This window comes from Denitrificimonas caeni (genome assembly GCF_027498055.1).
Lineage (GTDB): Bacteria > Pseudomonadota > Gammaproteobacteria > Pseudomonadales > Pseudomonadaceae > Denitrificimonas.
In genome coordinates this window covers 835001-851865 of record NZ_CP114976.1, presented here as the reverse complement: position 1 = coordinate 851865, position 16865 = coordinate 835001, and the positions used below count along the sequence as shown (strand labels likewise).

Here is a 16865-nt window from a genome sequence, read left to right as displayed (position 1 = left end):
TATTGGCAGAAAAAAGCTGATACTTGCCGACAATTTACTCTTTGCGCACACGAAACCATGCGGCATAGAGCGCCGGTAAGAATAACAAAGTCAGCACCGTGGCGACCGTTAAGCCCCCCATAATAGCAACAGCCATAGGCCCAAAGAACACACTCCGAGACAACGGAATCATCGCTAAAATGGCCGCTAAAGCAGTTAACGTAATGGGCCGAAAACGGCGCACTGTGGCATCAATCACGGCTTGCCAACGGGTATGACCAAAACCTATATCTGTCTCAATTTGATCCAAGAGGATCACTGAGTTGCGCATAATCATACCTGATAATGCAATAGTGCCCAGCATTGCGACAAAACCAAACGGTTGATTAAAGATTAACAAAAACAGCGTCACACCAATTAACCCAAGCGGCGCAGTGAGCAGCACTAATACTGAACGCGAGAAACTGCGCAGCTGAATCATCAATAAAGACAGCACTACCAGCAAGAACAATGGCACACCAGCCATCACTGAGCGCTGGCCACGGCTTGAGTCCTCCACTGTGCCGCCCACTTCCAGTAAGTAGCCAGCCGGCAAGGCATCACGCACAACCTGTAAATGCGGCATGATTTCCTGCACTACATCAACTGCCTGATGTGACCCGTAGATATCGGCACGCACAGTGACACTGGGTAAACGGTTACGATGCCAAATAACACCTTCTTCAAAGCCGTATTCTAAGTTGGCCACTTGCGATAAAGACACACTGGTGCCGTGCTCGGTGGGGATTGCCAAGCTGCCAAGACTGGCAAGGTTCTCACGGTCATCTAAAGTGCCGCGCTGCAGTATTTCAATCAGCTCATTGCCTTCACGAAACTGGCCAACACTGGCGCCTGACAAAGCGCCACGCAAAAACTGCGCAACACTCGCAGTACTCACACCCAGCGCCCGCGCACGATCTTGATCGATCTGCAAATACACCACTTTGCTCGGCTCTTCCCAATCCAAGTGCACATTGCTGACATGGGGATTTTCGCGCACCACGGCAGCGGTCTGGCGGGCCAACTGGCGCACCTCGGCAATGTGTTCGCCAACGATCCGAAACTGCACTGGATAGCCCACAGGTGGGCCGTTCTCTAAGCGGGTAATGCGCGCGCGCAGCTCAGGAAACTGCTCTTGCATGGTTTCAATCAGCCAAGCCCGTACCTCTTCGCGCTCTGCCAAGCCTTCGGTGATCATTACAAACTGGGCAAAACTAGTGGCCGGCAGCTGCTGATCCAGTGGCAAGTAAAAGCGCGGAGAACCTGAGCCCACATAAGCCACATAATTTTCAATGCCTGGGCGATCCTTGAGCAGATTTTCAATTTTTTCCACATTGGCTTGTGTGGCCTTAAGTGAAGCGCCCTCCGCCAGTTTAATATCCAGCAATAACTCTAAGCGATTCGAGTCAGCAAAAAACTGCTTGGGTACAAAACGAAATGCAAAAATAGAACTGGCAAACAGCAGCACAGTAACCACAATCACAATACTGCGATGACTGACGCACCAAGTAATCACTGCACGAATACGCTGATATAAAGGAGTGGCATAAGGGTCATGCTCGCCGTGCTTGCTACCATGCTTTGCCGCTTTTAGCTTGGCTAAGTCAGGTAGCAGTTTATCGCCCAAATAGGGCACAAAAACCACCGCAGCAATCCACGACACAATCAGGGCAATCCCAACCACTTGGAAAATAGAGCGGGTGTACTCACCCACACTGGACTGCGCAGTAGCAATCGGTAAAAAGCCTGCTGCAGTAATCAGGGTGCCGGTCAACATGGGAAAAGCCGTACTGGTCCAAGCAAAGCTTGCTGCACTGAGGCGATCCATGCCCTGCTCCATTTTAATCGCCATCATTTCCACGGCGATAATGGCGTCATCCACCATCAACCCCAGCGCCAGCACTAATGCTCCCAGTGAGATTTTATGCAGGCCAATGCCAAAATAATTCATTAAAGCAAAGGTCATCGCCAGCACCAGCGGAATTGACAGCGCCACCACCAAGCCGGTACGAAAACCCAGCGAGAAAAAACACACCAGCAAAACGATGCCCAGCGCCTCAATCAGCACCTGGACAAACTCACCAACACTTTCTTTTACCGCAGCAGGTTGATCAGATACCTTGCGCAACTGCATACCCAGCGGCAAGGTATCTTGCAGCCTAGCAAACTCTTCTTCGAGCGCTTTACCCAGCACTAAAATATCGCCGCCATCACGCATAGCCACCGCAATAGCTAACGCATCATCGCCCATATAACGCACACGGGGCGCGGCTGGGTCATTAAAGCCACGCCGTACTTCAGCGATATCACCCAAGCGAAAAGTACGCTCAGCTACACGAATCGGGAACTCTCGAATTTCTTCAACAGTGTCAAAACGGCCACTGACGCGTAACTGCACTCGATCAGTTTCAGTCTCAATAAAACCAGTTGCTGAGACACTGTTTTGCTCAGACAGGGCTTGCTGCACTGCCTGTAAGGGTAAACCTAAGCTGGCTAGGCGAGTATTAGAAAGCTCAACCCAGATTTTTTCATCCTGCAAACCTAATATGTCTACTTTGCCGACATCTTTAACCCGTTGCAGCTGCAATTGCACACGATCGGCATAATCTTTCAGCACTGCGTAGTCAAAGCCCTCTCCCGTCAGCGCATAGATATTGCCAAACGTAGTCCCAAACTCATCGTTAAAGAATGGGCCCTGCACTCCAGGAGGCAAGGTGTGTTTGATATCACTGATTTTCTTGCGTATCTGATACCAGAGTTCAGGTACTTGTTTGGAAGTTAAGGAATCTCGGGCAACAAAAGTAACCTGCGACTCCCCCGGTCGTGAAAAAGAAATAACTTTTTCAAACTCACCAGTTTCCATGAGTTTCTTTTCAATGCGCTCAGTAACCTGCTGCGCCACTTCTTCCGCAGTTGCGCCAGGCCACACGGTATTAATCACCATGGCTTTAAAAGTAAATGGTGGGTCTTCACTTTGCCCTAAAGTGCTGTAGGACATGCTGCCAATAATAGCTAACAGCACCATACTAAATAACACTAACGGGCGGTTTTTAAGGGCCCATGCAGAAAGATTAAAGCGCACCTGCATTACTCCTTAACACTGAATGAGACAGGTTGATTGGCACGATCCACAGCTCGCACTTCACGTCCTTCTTGCACAAGATGCACACCTGCTGCCACGACCCACTCATCCCCCTGTAAGCCTTCTAATATTGGTACATAGGTTTTTCCAAAAGCACCTAACTGCACATTACGCCGTTGCAACTTTGAGGTTGCCGGATCCACCACCCAGACATAAGGTTGATCAGCATCGGCAGTGACTGCGGATAAAGGCACGATGTATTGCACCGGTGCTTCAGAGTGCATATAGACCTTGGCGCTTTGCCCTAGCTCTGCGGCAATGGTCGCGGTACGAAAAGCCACTCGCGCTGCGTAGGTACGCGAACGAGAATCAGCGGCGGGAGCAATTTCACGAATCTCACCAGCGATGCGGCGGCCTGGTTGCGACCACAACTCAACCTCTACTGGTTGGCCAACTTGAAAGTGCTCAATGGCATGCTCTGGTAAATTAATCGCCACCTCACGCTCGCCATCTACCGCCAAGACAAACACAGTTTGTCCCGCAGCGACTACCTGCCCGGCCTCAACTCGAGCTTGCGCCAATACGCCATAATATGGAGCACGCAACTGTGTGTATTCAGCTTGATTTTTCGCTGCTTCCAACTCAGCTTGAGCTTGTCGTAAACGCGCTTCACCATTTTTGAATTGATTTTGTGCGTTATCAAAGTGCGAGCGGCTCAACAGTTGTCGGTCTAATAACTTTTTATAACGATCACGCTCAGCTCTAACTAAATCTAGGTTAGCTTGCGCGGCAGAAACCTGCGCTTGCATCGCTTCCAAATGCAAGCGCACATCCTCAGGATCTAACTTAGCCAAAACTTGATCAGTACTAACCTTAGCCCCTACATCCACTAAACGTTCGATGACTTTGCCACCCAAGCGAAACGCCAACTCAGGCTCTAAGCGCGCGCGTACCTCACCAGGAAAAGTAACCGTTATTTCATTGGATGGCTGCGGCTGCACCACCATCACTGGGCGCGTCACGCTGGCGACAGGCTCTTCATTGCTACAGGCACTGAGCACCAGCAGCGATAAACACACACACACATAAGCAATACGTTGCAACATAGTAAATGGACCTTTGAGCACAGCTGCTGGAATACATGATCGAGCAAGTATAGTAAGATACTATACTCATCAGTTCACTATTTATTTTATATGCCTAAACAAATACCCAAGGCTGGCCCAGGCCGCCCGAAAAACTTAAGTAAAGGCGCTGCTATTTTGGATGCGGCACAGGTCTTGTTTTTGCGCCATGGTTACGAAGGCAGCAGCATGGACGCCATTGCCCAAGAAGCAGGCGTCTCTAAGCTCACTGTTTACAATCACTTCACCGATAAAGAAACGCTTTTTTGCGCGGCGATTGAAGCCAAGTGCGAAACCCAGCTGACCCAGCTCTTTATGAGCCCCACAGACGCAGCACCAAACAATTTACGTGAATGTTTGTTAGAGGTCGGCCACAGCTTTCAAGCCTTAGTGGATAGCCCAGAGTCTCTCGCGATGCACCGACTGATTATCAGTCACGCACAAAGCAACCCAGCTTTATCACACCTTTTTTACGAGGCCACCGCACTGCGCATTATTAATAAGATGGAACAACTACTGCGCAACATAGATAAGGCCAAGCAACTTGAGATCAAAGACTGCAAGCAAGCCGCCGAGCATTTTTTTATTTTGCTCAAAGGCACCCGCAACTTACAACTGCTCGTGGGCTATCAAGCGGAATCTGCAGTGACCCATGTTCACCAGCAAGTTGAGGATGTGATTGACCTCTTTATTAAGGCATACCGCCCTGAACCGCCACAGAGTGACTAGCAATCTCACCCTGCCGCACTTAAAGCAGCTGGGTTAAGGGTTCTTTTTTAGCCGTAACCCCTTACAATGCTGCCCCTCGTCTTACTTAAACTGGATGCATACTATGTCTGATCACGCCTTACTGCTTGCGAATCTTGGTTCTCCACGCTCAACTTCAGTTAGCGATGTGCGCAGTTATTTAAACCAGTTTTTGATGGACCCCTATGTCATCGATATCCCATGGCCGTTACGGCGTTTATTAGTGGGTATCATTTTAGTCACGCGCCCCGCTAAGTCCGCTGAAGCCTATGCTTCCATCTGGTGGCCAGAAGGCTCTCCTTTAGTGGTAATTAGCGAGCAACTCACCGAGGCTGTGCGCCCTCTATGGCCCCACGGCCCCACAAGTTTAGCCATGCGCTATGGCGAACCTTCAATTAGCACTCGCTTACAAGAACTGGCTCAGCAAGGCGTTAAAACCGTAACCTTTGCCCCGCTGTACCCGCAGTTTGCCGATAGCACCACCACCACCGCGATCAAAGAAGCACAACAATGCATTGCCCAGCATAAACTGGCGATCAAGCTCAATATCGTTGCGCCTTTCTACGCTGACCCACGCTACATTGATGCCCTCGCCAAAAGCGCTGAAACTGAGTTACAGCAAGACTTTGACCACCTGCTATTGAGTTTCCATGGTTTACCGGAAAGCCACCTGAAAAAACTGGATCCAACAGGCTCACATTGCCTAAGCGATAAGTCATGCTGTGCCACAGCCAGCCAAGCAGTGCTCGATACCTGCTACCGCGCACAATGCATGCGTAGTGCTGAGCTCTTTGCGCAAGCAGCAGGTTTAAAACCCGAGCAATGGTCAGTGGCGTTCCAGTCTCGTTTAGGCCGCAACAAATGGATTGAGCCCTATACCGATGCCACCCTAGAAGAGCTCGCCGCACGTGGCGTGAAAAAACTACTAGTTATGTCACCAGCATTTGTTGCAGATTGTATCGAAACTTTAGAAGAGCTAGGCATCGAGGGTCGTGCTGAATTTCTTGCTGCTGGCGGCGAAGAGCTGGTCCTGATTCCCTGCTTAAATGCGCAAGAACACTGGGCTCAGGCTCTTACAGGAATCTGTGAAAGCGCAGCCAACTAATTGTCTAAAAACGCCAGTAGCGATAACCAGACGGCCAGTTTGCGGCCGTCTTTAGGCCACAAATGAATTTCTGCATTTTTAACTCTTCCCGCTTTGCATTTGCAGCGGTATCCTAGACCCTTAAATTGTTAAATAGGCACATTTCAAACTCTTGAACACCTCAACTGATATCCATCGCTTTACTCTCGATTCTTTTGCTGCTGCACGCTTTGCTAACTTGTGTGGCCAGTATGACGAGCACTTACGTTTAATCGAGCAACGGTTAAATATCACCATACGTAACCGCGCAGAACAGTTTGAGCTACTGGGTCCACGTGAGCAGACCCGCACCGCTGAACAACTGCTGCGCCGTCTCTATCGTGAAACCAAACACTCTGATTTAACCCCAGAGACTGTGCACTTGTTCCTACAAGAATCAAGCATGCAAGAGCTATCGAGCCCACCTGCGGCACGTCAACACACGGTCAGCTTGCGCACCCGTAAAGGCGCGATCCGGCCCCGTGGTGAGAACCAACAAAACTACGTTAAGTCTATTCTGGCCCATGACATTAACTTTGGAGTAGGTCCTGCCGGTACCGGTAAGACTTTTCTGGCAGTAGCATGTGCAGTTGATGCTTTAGAGCGTGAGTTAGTACAACGTATTTTACTGGTGCGCCCAGCGGTGGAAGCGGGTGAAAAGCTGGGCTTCTTACCCGGTGATTTATCACAAAAAATCGACCCTTATTTGCGCCCGCTCTACGATGCCTTATATGAAATGCTTGGCTTTGAGCATGTCACTCGCTTAATCGAGAAGCAGGTTATTGAAGTTGCTCCGCTGGCCTATATGCGCGGTCGTACGCTCAGTAACAGCTTTATCATTTTAGATGAAAGCCAAAACACCACCATTGAACAAATGAAAATGTTCCTTACCCGTATTGGTTTTGGCTCAACTGCGGTGATTACCGGTGACATCACTCAAGTCGACTTACCCCGCGGCACACAGTCTGGCCTGATTCATGTCAGCAAAGTGCTGCAAGATGTACCTGGCATTGGTTTTACTTTTTTCCAATCCAGTGATGTCGTACGTCACCCCTTGGTACAACGTATTGTTGAAGCCTATGCCAGCCATGACGCTGCCAAAAACACTGATACAGCGAGAGAGCCACAGCCTTGATTGAGCTTGATTTACAAATTGCTAGCTGCGCCAGCTGCTTACCAAGCGAAGCTGATGTCCGTGCTTGGTGCAATTTAGCTTTGCGTCAGCGCAACACCCCTTCCGAGCTGACTATCCGCTTAGTGGATGCTGAAGAAGGATTAGCGCTGAACTCAACTTGGCGCGGCAAGGACTACCCCACCAATGTCCTATCTTTCCCCGCAGATATACCTGACGGCATTTTAGATATCCCATTGCTGGGAGATTTAGTCATTTGTGTGCCTGTAGTAGAGCAAGAAGCCACCGAGCAAAACAAAGCGCTGACAGCCCACTGGGCGCACTTAGTCATACATGGCTGCTTGCATTTGCTCGGCTATGACCATATAGATGACGAGGAAGCGGAAGAAATGGAAAGTTTAGAGCGTCAACTTCTAGCTGAAATCGGCTACCCCGACCCTTATCGCGATAATCAATACACGGACCCAATACCATCATGAGTGAAGATAATTCTAGCAACGGGCACAAGTCTTGGCTGGATAAATTTACCCAAGCTTTTGCCCAAGAACCTAAAACTCGCAAAGAATTGTTCGAACTGCTTCGCGAAGCGAACCGCAATAAGCTACTCGATAATGATGCTCTGGCTATTGTTGAAGGTGCGATTCAAATCGCTGACTTACAAGTGCGCGATATTATGATTCCGCGTTCACAAATGATTAGCATCAAAGCCTGTCAGTCACCTGAAGAGTTTTTGCCATCCATTATTGATGCCGCACACTCGCGTTACCCCGTAGTGGGCGAAAACAATGATGAAGTGTTAGGTATTCTACTGGCGAAAGACTTACTGCCGCTGATTCTGAAGAAAGATAACAGCAATTTTGATTTACGCACTTTATTGCGCCCGTGCAACTTTGTACCAGAATCCAAGCGCCTCAACGTGCTACTCAAAGAGTTTCGTGCCAACCACAATCACATGGCGGTGGTGATCGATGAATACGGTGGGGTTGCTGGCCTCGTTACCATTGAAGATGTTCTAGAACAAATAGTCGGCGACATTGAAGACGAACATGACGTGGAAGAAGACAGTTATATCCGTCCTCTGCCGACCGGTGACTTTATTGTTAAAGCACTCACCCCTGTGGATGATTTTAATGAGTTTTTCGATAGTGGCTTCTCGGAAGATGAGTTTGACACCATCGCGGGCGTAGTCATGAGCGCCTTTGGTCATTTACCTAAGCGCAATGAAACCATTGAAATTGATCACATGCGTTTTCGCGTGCTTAACTCTGACAGTCGACGCCTACACCTACTGCGTATCACCCCTCTCAATAAAAAAACTTAAGCAAAGCGGCTTAATGCGCTGACCTCGCGCATGCCGCTTGCTGCCAAATCTCAGGAAGACTTCCATGCAATGGCTGACACGTAGCGGTTGGATCGGCAATAGCTTAACTCTAATTGCTGGTGCTCTAATCACCCTGACTTTAGCGCCGTTTGACCTGTGGCCGCTAACATTTGTCGCCTGCATTGTGCTGTACCTCGGTTTAAGCAAACTTAAACCGCGCCAAGCGGCTGTGCGGGGCTGGTGGTTTGGTCTGGGCATGTTTGCCAGCGGCACCAGCTGGGTCTATGTCAGCATCCATGATTATGGTGCAGCACCTGTACCTTTAGCGGCTTTATTAACGGTGTTGTTTGTTGCCGGATTGGCCTTGTTTTTAGCCCTACTGGGTTGGTTGTGGGCGCGCTTTTTCCGACAAAACTCAGCCTCCATAAGCGACGCCTTTGCGTTTGCCGCCCTCTGGGTTGGCATTGAGGCTTTTCGCGGATGGTTCTTAACCGGTTTTCCTTGGCTCTATATTGGTTACAGCCAGCTTGATGGCCCGCTCGCAGGTCTTGCTCCGCTAGGCGGGGTTTGGCTGATATCGTTCGCCTTAGCATTAACCAGCGCACTACTGGTCAGCCTCTATCAAAGCAAAAACCTATGGCATCGACTCGGCACAAGCGCGCTACTCATTGCCATTTGGTGCTTAGGTCTAGGGCTGCAAGAGCAAGCCTGGACACAACCTTCCGGAGAGCCTTTAAGCGTTACCGCGATTCAAGGCAATATCGAGCAGAATCTGAAATGGGATCCTGCACAAATTGAGGCCCAACTGCTGCTGTATCAATCACTCACATTAAATGCGGCACCAAGCGATTTGATTATCTGGCCGGAAACAGCTGTACCCATCTTAAAAGATCAAGCCCAAGGCTATCTCAACAGCATGGATCGTATTATTAGCCGACAGGACTCCGCATTAATTACCGGTTTACCTTTACGGCAAAATGATGAAAAAGGTGACTTACGCTATTACAACGCTATGACCACACTGGGTGATAGCAACGGAGAATACCGCAAGCAAAAACTGGTTCCCTTTGGTGAGTATGTACCATTGCAAGACATGCTCCGCGGCCTTATTGCCTTTTTTGATTTACCTATGTCAGACTTTGCTCGCGGCCCTAGCCAGCAAGCACCGTTGAGCGCTAAGGGCTACAAGATTGCACCCTATATTTGCTATGAAGTGGTCTACCCAGAATTTGCCACAGAATTGGCCGCACAAAGTGACATTCTTTTAACCATCAGCAATGACACCTGGTTTGGCACCTCCATTGGGCCAATGCAGCACTTACAGATGGCCCAAATGCGCGCTCTAGAAGCAGGCCGCTGGATGATTCGTGCAACTAATAACGGCGTTAGCGCGCTAATTGATCCAAAGGGTAAAATCACCGCTACTGTACCGCAGTTCCAGCAAGCAGTGCTACGCGGTTCAGTGGTGCCCATGCAAGGGCTGACCCCATATCTGCAGTGGCAGTCTTGGCCCTTAGTACTGCTGTGTTTCTTATGTTTAATCCCTGCGGTATTACAACGCAAACTTCAACCTGTTTGAGTCGGAACAAACCAGCTGGGCAAATGCCTAGCGCTAAAGCCTAAGAATACTGCACGTAGCGCCATAAACAATAAGAAGGCAATCCATAAGCCATGATTACCCAGGCCTTGTAAGAGCCAAGCTAGCGGTGCGCAAACCATTACCGCCAATAGCATGGAGTTGCGCATTTCCCGTGCGCGGGTTGCGCCAATAAAAAGCCCGTCCAGCACATAACTCCAGACGGTAATCAGCGGCAATAGAGCCAGATAAACCAGATAGCCTGAGGCGGCTTCTTGCACACTGACAATGTTGGTTTGCAAAGCAATAAAAGCATCGCCAAACCACCAAAACAATAACGCAAACACACTGCTCGCCAGCAATGAATACATACTTACTAAGCAGAGCGCGCGCTGCAGGGCTCGACGATCTTGCTGCCCCAGCGCATGTCCGGTTAGCGCCTCCAAAGCATACGCCAACCCATCTAAAGCATACGAGCAAATGAGCAAGCCATTGAGCAATAAAGCATTGGTTGCGACGGTATTGTCACCTAAGCGCGCCCCTTGGAAAGTCACACTAAAAAACACCGTCTGCAAAGCCAGACTTCGAATTAAAATATCGCGGTTAACCGCCAACAAAGGCCGCCAATTCTGCCAAGCAAATAAGTGTCGCCAGAAATTCAGTAAAGGTCCTTTATCCACATAGCGCCAAGCCAACAGCAACCCCAACACAGCTCCTGACCACTCAGCGATCACCGAAGCTCTTGCTGCCCCAGCAATTTCCCACTGCAACCCAAAGACAAAGTAAATATCTAAAACAATATTAATCGAGTTCGCCAGAAGCAACATCCACAGCGCAGCACGTGCATTTTGCAAACCTAACAGCCAACCGGCTAAAACATGCATTAGCAAGGCTGCTGGTAAACCGTATAAACGAATTAAGACATATTGCTGAGCTAAAGCCTGCAAGTCCCCAGAAGTATCCATCCAGACTAAAATCTGCGGCAATAAAGGTAAAATAATAGCCACACATAGCGCAGTTAGAACCACCACCAGCAGCAAGCTTTGCAATAATACATAGCGTAATGCTTGGCCGTCATTGCGTCCCGTTGCCTGTGCGGCAAAGCCTGTGACGCCCATGCGCAAAAAACCACAGGTCCAGACCAACATGGTGTAAATACTGCCGCCGACTGCAACAGCACCCAATTGATAGGCATGGGGCAAACGTCCAATCACAGCACTATCGACTAATGCTACTAACGGCACCGATAAATTACTGAGAATCATCGGTACCGCGAGGGCAAATAAACGCTGACGCGTACCCGCATGCTGCCAGGCATCTACCAGCATCGCATAAAAGCGCTGCATACTTAAAACACCAACACGGGGCTAAAGCTAATCAATACAAAGCCTGATATAAGCGGCGGCGATAAAGCGTTACCAGTGGATGCTCAGTACCCAGCAACTCAAACACTTGCAGTAGCGCTTTATGTGCTGCACCTTCAGCAAAGTCGCGATTACGGATAAAAAGCTGCAATAAATTATCCAGCGCAGGCTCATAATTCTGTCGAGCCAACTGCTGAACACTCAGTTGCAGTAGGGCCTCATCATCATTGCCGTCTTTAGCTAAGCGAGTTTTTAAATCCGCCATATCAGGCAGTTCAGCAGCTTGACGTAAAAAAGTTAGCTGTGCTCGCACCGAAGCCACAGCATGCCTGTGTGCTTCATCTGTTACGGAGTTAATCACAGCCTCAGCATCTGCTAAAGCCCCGCGCTCCAGCAGACAGCGAGCGTACAGTAGTAATGCTGCTGGCTGTTGATCATCACCCGACAACAACTCTTTGAGTAATGCTTCAGCCTTGGCAAACTCATCATTATCAAAAAGACTTTGCGCAGCCAGCACCGGATCTTCTTCTACTGCTGCTGGCTCAGCCACATGCTTGGCCAGCATGCTACGAATATCTGCTTCACTTTGCGCTCCAGTGAAACCATCCAGCGGTTTACCATCCTTAAACAAGACCACAGTGGGCAGGCTTTGCACGCCTAAACGAGCAACAATCTCTTGCTCAACATCACAGTCCACCTTCGCCAACAACAACTCACCCGCATAGCTAGCGGTAATCTTCTCTAACAAAGGCATCAGTACTTTACAAGGCGCACACCACTGCGCCCAGAAGTCGACTAATACGGGCTTATGCAATGAGTTTTGCACCACAAGCTGCTCAAATTGTTCAGCACCTGCCACATCGAATACAAAAGCGTTCTCAGTCACGTTATGTCCTTTTAAAATTGAGTCATACATATAGGGGCAATCAGTTAATTACGCACCGCACGATAGACTTTAAAACCATCGCGTTCGGCCAATACACTGCATGGCCCTAGGTGTTTTTCGATCAAAGGCGGGTATTTTAAAAAGCTATTGGCTACGATACGCAACTCACCACCGGGTTGCAGGTGTATAGCCGCCTCACGCAACATTGTTTCTGTGGTTTCATACTGCGTATGCACCCCTTGATGAAAGGGAGGATTGCTTACAATCGCAGTAAGTTGCTTAGGTGCAGCATGAATACCATCACCTGCAAGAGTTACAGCTTCGAGTTGATTGGCTGCTAAAGTGAGCTTGCTACTGTGAATCGCAAAAGCATCCACATCCAGCAGAGTGATTTGCGCATCTGGGTAGGTTTTTTTCAAGAAAGAGCCTACCACACCAGCACCACAACCAAAGTCCAGGTATTGCCCTGCAGGCAATCCAGCTAGACACTCCAAGAGCAGCTGAGTGCCTAAGTCAAGACGCCCATGACTGAACACACCAGGCACCGTATGCACAGCAACCGACAACTCACCTGAGCTAACTATGAACTCTTTACTTGCCGCATTTAAATTTGGCTGCTCTGGTTTAGCAGCGACTTCACAGCGCCACAGCTGACAGTGCCTAGCACTATCCACTTTGCTGGTGCGGCCAAAAGCAGCGAGCTGTTTAGCTGCTCGTTCTGAACCTGCACGTTTCTCACCGACTAAAAAAACTGTACTGCCAGCAAGCTTTGCCGCTAACTCATGTAATAAGTATTCGGTTAGCTCCCGTGACTTGGGTAAAAATAATACCGCTGCAGAGTATTGCTCTCCAGACAACTGAGTAGAAAAAGTACAGCGTTCAGCAAAACGCTGACTCAAATACTCATACTCGCCCGCATGCCAGCTCCAACCCTGCGCGTTAGGTAGCTCTGCCAGCAACTCATCAGCAGGCAAGCCAGCTAATACAACCTTCCCTTGCAGCAGTTCAATATTGCGCAGCAAAACCTGACTTCTTGGATCCATAACTAACCACCTTAGAATAGGCAGCCATTTTAGCAGTAAATCTAGATTTTATGCAGGAGAGCCATGGAGAGAAACACGCACACCGTACCACTCTTATGCTGCTTTGCCCTCAACAAGCCGTCCAGACTCGATTCGGGCGCCTCGCCATCCTTGGCTGCGCTTGCCGCTGCACAAGGGAGATACTCGTTAATCTTTTGTGTTGCCTGCTCTATTTATGCAAGTTTCATTCAAAGCATTCTGATTTTTGAGAATATTACAATGCAGGCTTTTAGAGCCACGGCTTAATCAGCCTGCAACTGTAGCCACCGGCAAACCAACTCACTAAAACTGATAATAAACTCTTAGTGATACACGAACACACGCACTTACTATCTAGCAGACAGCGCCGCAGATCAATGAGCACTGCGCAGTGGCTGTGACGAGCGGAGCCAGGGATGACGTAGCGCCGACGTTGAACCCTGGATGGGTTCGTCGACGGGAGAACAGTTGCAGCGCAGTGCGGCATGCTCCGCGCTAGCAATCCAATCAATGAACGCCCCTGCAAGCCGCAGACCTTATGCATTACTCATTATTCATTACCGGTGTCTGCTCGCGCGGAAGGATCTTTAAAGCTCAAGGCTGCCGCTGGCATGGCCCACTCATACGGGGCTGGGCTGGCTTATTGCGCCAGACTGGAGTCTATTTTCTTTAGGCATAAAAAAACCCCAGACCATTGCTGATCTGGGGTTTTACTGTTCAAGCTTGACAGTGACCTACTCTCACATGGGGAGACCCCACACTACCATCGGCGATGCATCGTTTCACTTCTGAGTTCGGGATGGGATCAGGTGGTTCCAATGCTCTATGTTCGTCAAGCAATTCTTTTTGAAGTCGCGTAGCACTTAGAGTGCTTCGTTACCTCGAATTAGGTTTGTGATAGTAGCATAATTTGTGCGTTTTGCGAACTTTCGGATCACAATTCGTCTTCCCAAATTGTTTGGGTGTTATATGGTCAAGCCTCACGGGCAATTAGTATTGGTTAGCTCAATGCCTCACAGCACTTACACACCCAACCTATCAACCTTGTAGTCTTCAAGGGCCCTTTAGAGAGCTTAAAGCTCTAGTGAGATCTCATCTTGAGGCAGGCTTCCCGCTTAGATGCTTTCAGCGGTTATCCCTTCCGAACATAGCTACCCGGCAATGCCACTGGCGTGACAACCGGAACACCAGAGGTTCGTCCACTCCGGTCCTCTCGTACTAGGAGCAGCCCCTCTCAAATCTCAAACGTCCACGACAGATAGGGACCGAACTGTCTCACGACGTTCTAAACCCAGCTCGCGTACCACTTTAAATGGCGAACAGCCATACCCTTGGGACCGGCTTCAGCCCCAGGATGTGATGAGCCGACATCGAGGTGCCAAACACCGCCGTCGATATGAACTCTTGGGCGGTATCAGCCTGTTATCCCCGGAGTACCTTTTATCCGTTGAGCGATGGCCCTTCCATACAGAACCACCGGATCACTAAGACCTACTTTCGTACCTGCTCGACTTGTTGGTCTCGCAGTTAAGCGCGCTTTTGCCTTTATACTCTACGACCGATTTCCGACCGGCCTGAGCGCACCTTCGTACTCCTCCGTTACTCTTTAGGAGGAGACCGCCCCAGTCAAACTACCCACCATACACTGTCCTCGATCCGGATAACGGACCTGAGTTAGAACCTCAAAGTTGCCAGGGTGGTATTTCAAGGTTGGCTCCACTGCAACTAGCGTCACAGTTTCAAAGCCTCCCACCTATCCTACACAAACAACTTCAAAGTCCAGTGCAAAGCTATAGTAAAGGTTCACGGGGTCTTTCCGTCTTGCCGCGGATACACTGCATCTTCACAGCGATTTCAATTTCACTGAGTCTCTGGTGGAGACAGCGCCGCCATCGTTACGCCATTCGTGCAGGTCGGAACTTACCCGACAAGGAATTTCGCTACCTTAGGACCGTTATAGTTACGGCCGCCGTTTACTGGGGCTTCGATCAAGAGCTTCGCTTACGCTAACCCCATCAATTAACCTTCCAGCACCGGGCAGGCGTCAGACCCTATACGTCCACTTTCGTGTTTGCAGAGTCCTGTGTTTTTAATAAACAGTCGCAGCGGCCTGGTATCTTCGACTAGCAAAGGCTTACGTAGTAAATACTTCACCCTCACCAGCGCACCTTCTCCCGAAGTTACGGTGCCATTTTGCCTAGTTCCTTCACCAGAGTTCTCTCAAGCGCCTTGGTATTCTCTACCCAACCACCTGTGTCGGTTTGGGGTACGGTTCCTAACTATCTGAAGCTTAGAAGATTTTCTTGGAAGCATGGCATCAACCACTTCGCATTCTAAAGAACGCTCGTCATCAGTTCTCGGCATTAATAAGATCCCGGATTTACCTAAGATCTCTGCCTACCACCTTAAACAGGGACAACCAACGCCCTGATGGCCTAGCCTTCTCCGTCTCTCCATCGCAATAGTTAGAAGTACAGGAATATTAACCTGTTTCCCATCGATTACACCTTTCGGTCTCACCTTAGGGGCCGACTCACCCTGCGTCGATTAACGTTGCGCAGGAAACCTTGGTCTTTCGGCGTGAGTGTTTTTCACACTCATTATCGTTACTCATGTCAGCATTCGCACTTGTGATACCTCCAGCAAACCTCCCGATTCACCTTCAACGGCTTACACAACGCTCCTCTACCACATGTTCAAAGAACATGTCCGTAGCTTCGGTGTATGGTTTGAGCCCCGTTACATCTTCCGCGCAGGCCGACTCGACTAGTGAGCTATTACGCTTTCTTTAAAGGGTGGCTGCTTCTAAGCCAACCTCCTAGCTGTCTAAGCCTTCCCACATCGTTTCCCACTTAACCATAACTTTGGGACCTTAGCTGACGGTCTGGGTTGTTTCCCTTTCCACGACGGACGTTAGCACCCGCCGTGTGTCTCCCGTGCTTGCACTTGCTGGTATTCGGAGTTTGCATTGGGTTGGTAAGTCGGGATGACCCCCTAGCCAAAACAGTGCTCTACCCCCAGCAGTGATACACGAGGCGCTACCTAAATAGCTTTCGAGGAGAACCAGCTATCTCCGGGCTTGATTAGCCTTTCACTCCGATCCACAAGTCATCCCCTAATTTTTCAACATTAGTGGGTTCGGTCCTCCAGTCAGTGTTACCTAACCTTCAACCTGCTCATGGATAGATCGCCCGGTTTCGGGTCTATTCCTAGCGACTGTCGCCCTATTAAGACTCGCTTTCGCTACGCCTCCCCTATTCGGTTAAGCTTGCCACTAAAAATAAGTCGCTGACCCATTATACAAAAGGTACGCAGTCACCTAACAAAATAGGCTCCCACTGCTTGTACGCATACGGTTTCAGGTTCTATTTCACTCCCCTCTCCGGGGTTCTTTTCGCCTTTCCCTCACGGTACTGGTTCACTATCGGTCA

11 protein-coding genes and 2 rRNA genes (1 of these 13 cut by a window edge) are annotated in these 16865 nt (G+C 49.5%); 6 read left to right on the top strand and 7 right to left on the bottom strand.

Going from position 1 to position 16865, the window contains the following annotated elements; genetic code table 11:
• Positions 1 to 34: 34 nt before the first annotated feature.
• Together O6P33_RS04070 and O6P33_RS04065 are read right to left on the bottom strand one after the other, a co-directional pair.
• Positions 35 to 3100 carry an efflux RND transporter permease subunit gene (locus tag O6P33_RS04070; protein WP_269818967.1) on the bottom strand — a complete coding sequence of 1022 codons (3066 nt, stop codon included), beginning with the start codon at positions 3098 to 3100 and terminating at the stop codon, positions 35 to 37.
• 5 nt (positions 3101 to 3105) lie between these two features.
• Complete coding sequence (locus O6P33_RS04065) at positions 3106 to 4206, bottom strand: efflux RND transporter periplasmic adaptor subunit (RefSeq protein WP_269818966.1); 1101 nt, start codon at positions 4204 to 4206, stop codon at positions 3106 to 3108.
• Between the two features lie 90 nt (positions 4207 to 4296).
• Between O6P33_RS04065 and O6P33_RS04060 the strand changes: the two genes are divergently transcribed.
• From O6P33_RS04060 to lnt, 6 genes are all read left to right on the top strand, one after another.
• Positions 4297 to 4953 carry a TetR/AcrR family transcriptional regulator gene (locus tag O6P33_RS04060; RefSeq protein WP_269818965.1) on the top strand — a complete coding sequence of 219 codons (657 nt, stop codon included), beginning with the start codon at positions 4297 to 4299 and terminating at the stop codon, positions 4951 to 4953.
• Between the two features lie 103 nt (positions 4954 to 5056).
• Positions 5057 to 6076, top strand: a complete 1020-nt coding sequence (hemH, locus tag O6P33_RS04055) for a ferrochelatase (RefSeq protein ID WP_269818964.1) — start codon at positions 5057 to 5059, stop codon at positions 6074 to 6076.
• Positions 6077 to 6227: 151 nt separating this feature from the next.
• Entirely contained in the window at positions 6228 to 7229 is a 1002-nt protein-coding gene (locus tag O6P33_RS04050) for a PhoH family protein (protein WP_269818963.1), read from the top strand.
• Positions 7226 to 7705: an rRNA maturation RNase YbeY gene (gene ybeY / locus O6P33_RS04045; protein WP_269818962.1), complete on the top strand. Its 480-nt coding sequence runs from the start codon at positions 7226 to 7228 to the stop codon at positions 7703 to 7705. The genes O6P33_RS04050 and ybeY overlap by 4 nt, the downstream gene beginning before the upstream one ends.
• Entirely contained in the window at positions 7702 to 8547 is an 846-nt protein-coding gene (locus O6P33_RS04040) for an HlyC/CorC family transporter (protein ID WP_269818961.1), read from the top strand. The genes ybeY and O6P33_RS04040 overlap by 4 nt, the downstream gene beginning before the upstream one ends.
• A gap of 64 nt (positions 8548 to 8611) precedes the next feature.
• On the top strand, positions 8612 to 10126 hold the full coding sequence (gene lnt, locus O6P33_RS04035; RefSeq protein WP_269818960.1) for an apolipoprotein N-acyltransferase: 1515 nt from the start codon (positions 8612 to 8614) through the stop codon (positions 10124 to 10126).
• On the opposite strand, the gene O6P33_RS04030 is transcribed toward lnt, so the two are convergent.
• The 5 genes from O6P33_RS04030 to O6P33_RS04010 form a co-directional block, all read right to left on the bottom strand.
• Positions 10114 to 11469, bottom strand: a complete 1356-nt coding sequence (locus O6P33_RS04030) for an MATE family efflux transporter (protein ID WP_269818959.1) — start codon at positions 11467 to 11469, stop codon at positions 10114 to 10116. The two genes, lnt and O6P33_RS04030, sit on opposite strands and share 13 nt — an antisense overlap.
• A gap of 31 nt (positions 11470 to 11500) precedes the next feature.
• A complete protein-coding gene (trxA, locus tag O6P33_RS04025) occupies positions 11501 to 12373 on the bottom strand; it encodes a thioredoxin (protein WP_269818958.1) in 873 nt (290 codons plus the stop codon).
• A 44-nt stretch (positions 12374 to 12417) separates the two neighbouring features.
• Entirely contained in the window at positions 12418 to 13416 is a 999-nt protein-coding gene (locus tag O6P33_RS04020) for a class I SAM-dependent methyltransferase (RefSeq protein WP_269818957.1), read from the bottom strand.
• 739 nt (positions 13417 to 14155) lie between these two features.
• Positions 14156 to 14271 (bottom strand): 5S ribosomal RNA (gene rrf, locus O6P33_RS04015).
• Positions 14272 to 14403: 132 nt separating this feature from the next.
• Positions 14404 to 16865 (bottom strand): 23S ribosomal RNA (locus O6P33_RS04010); it runs 431 nt beyond the window's last position.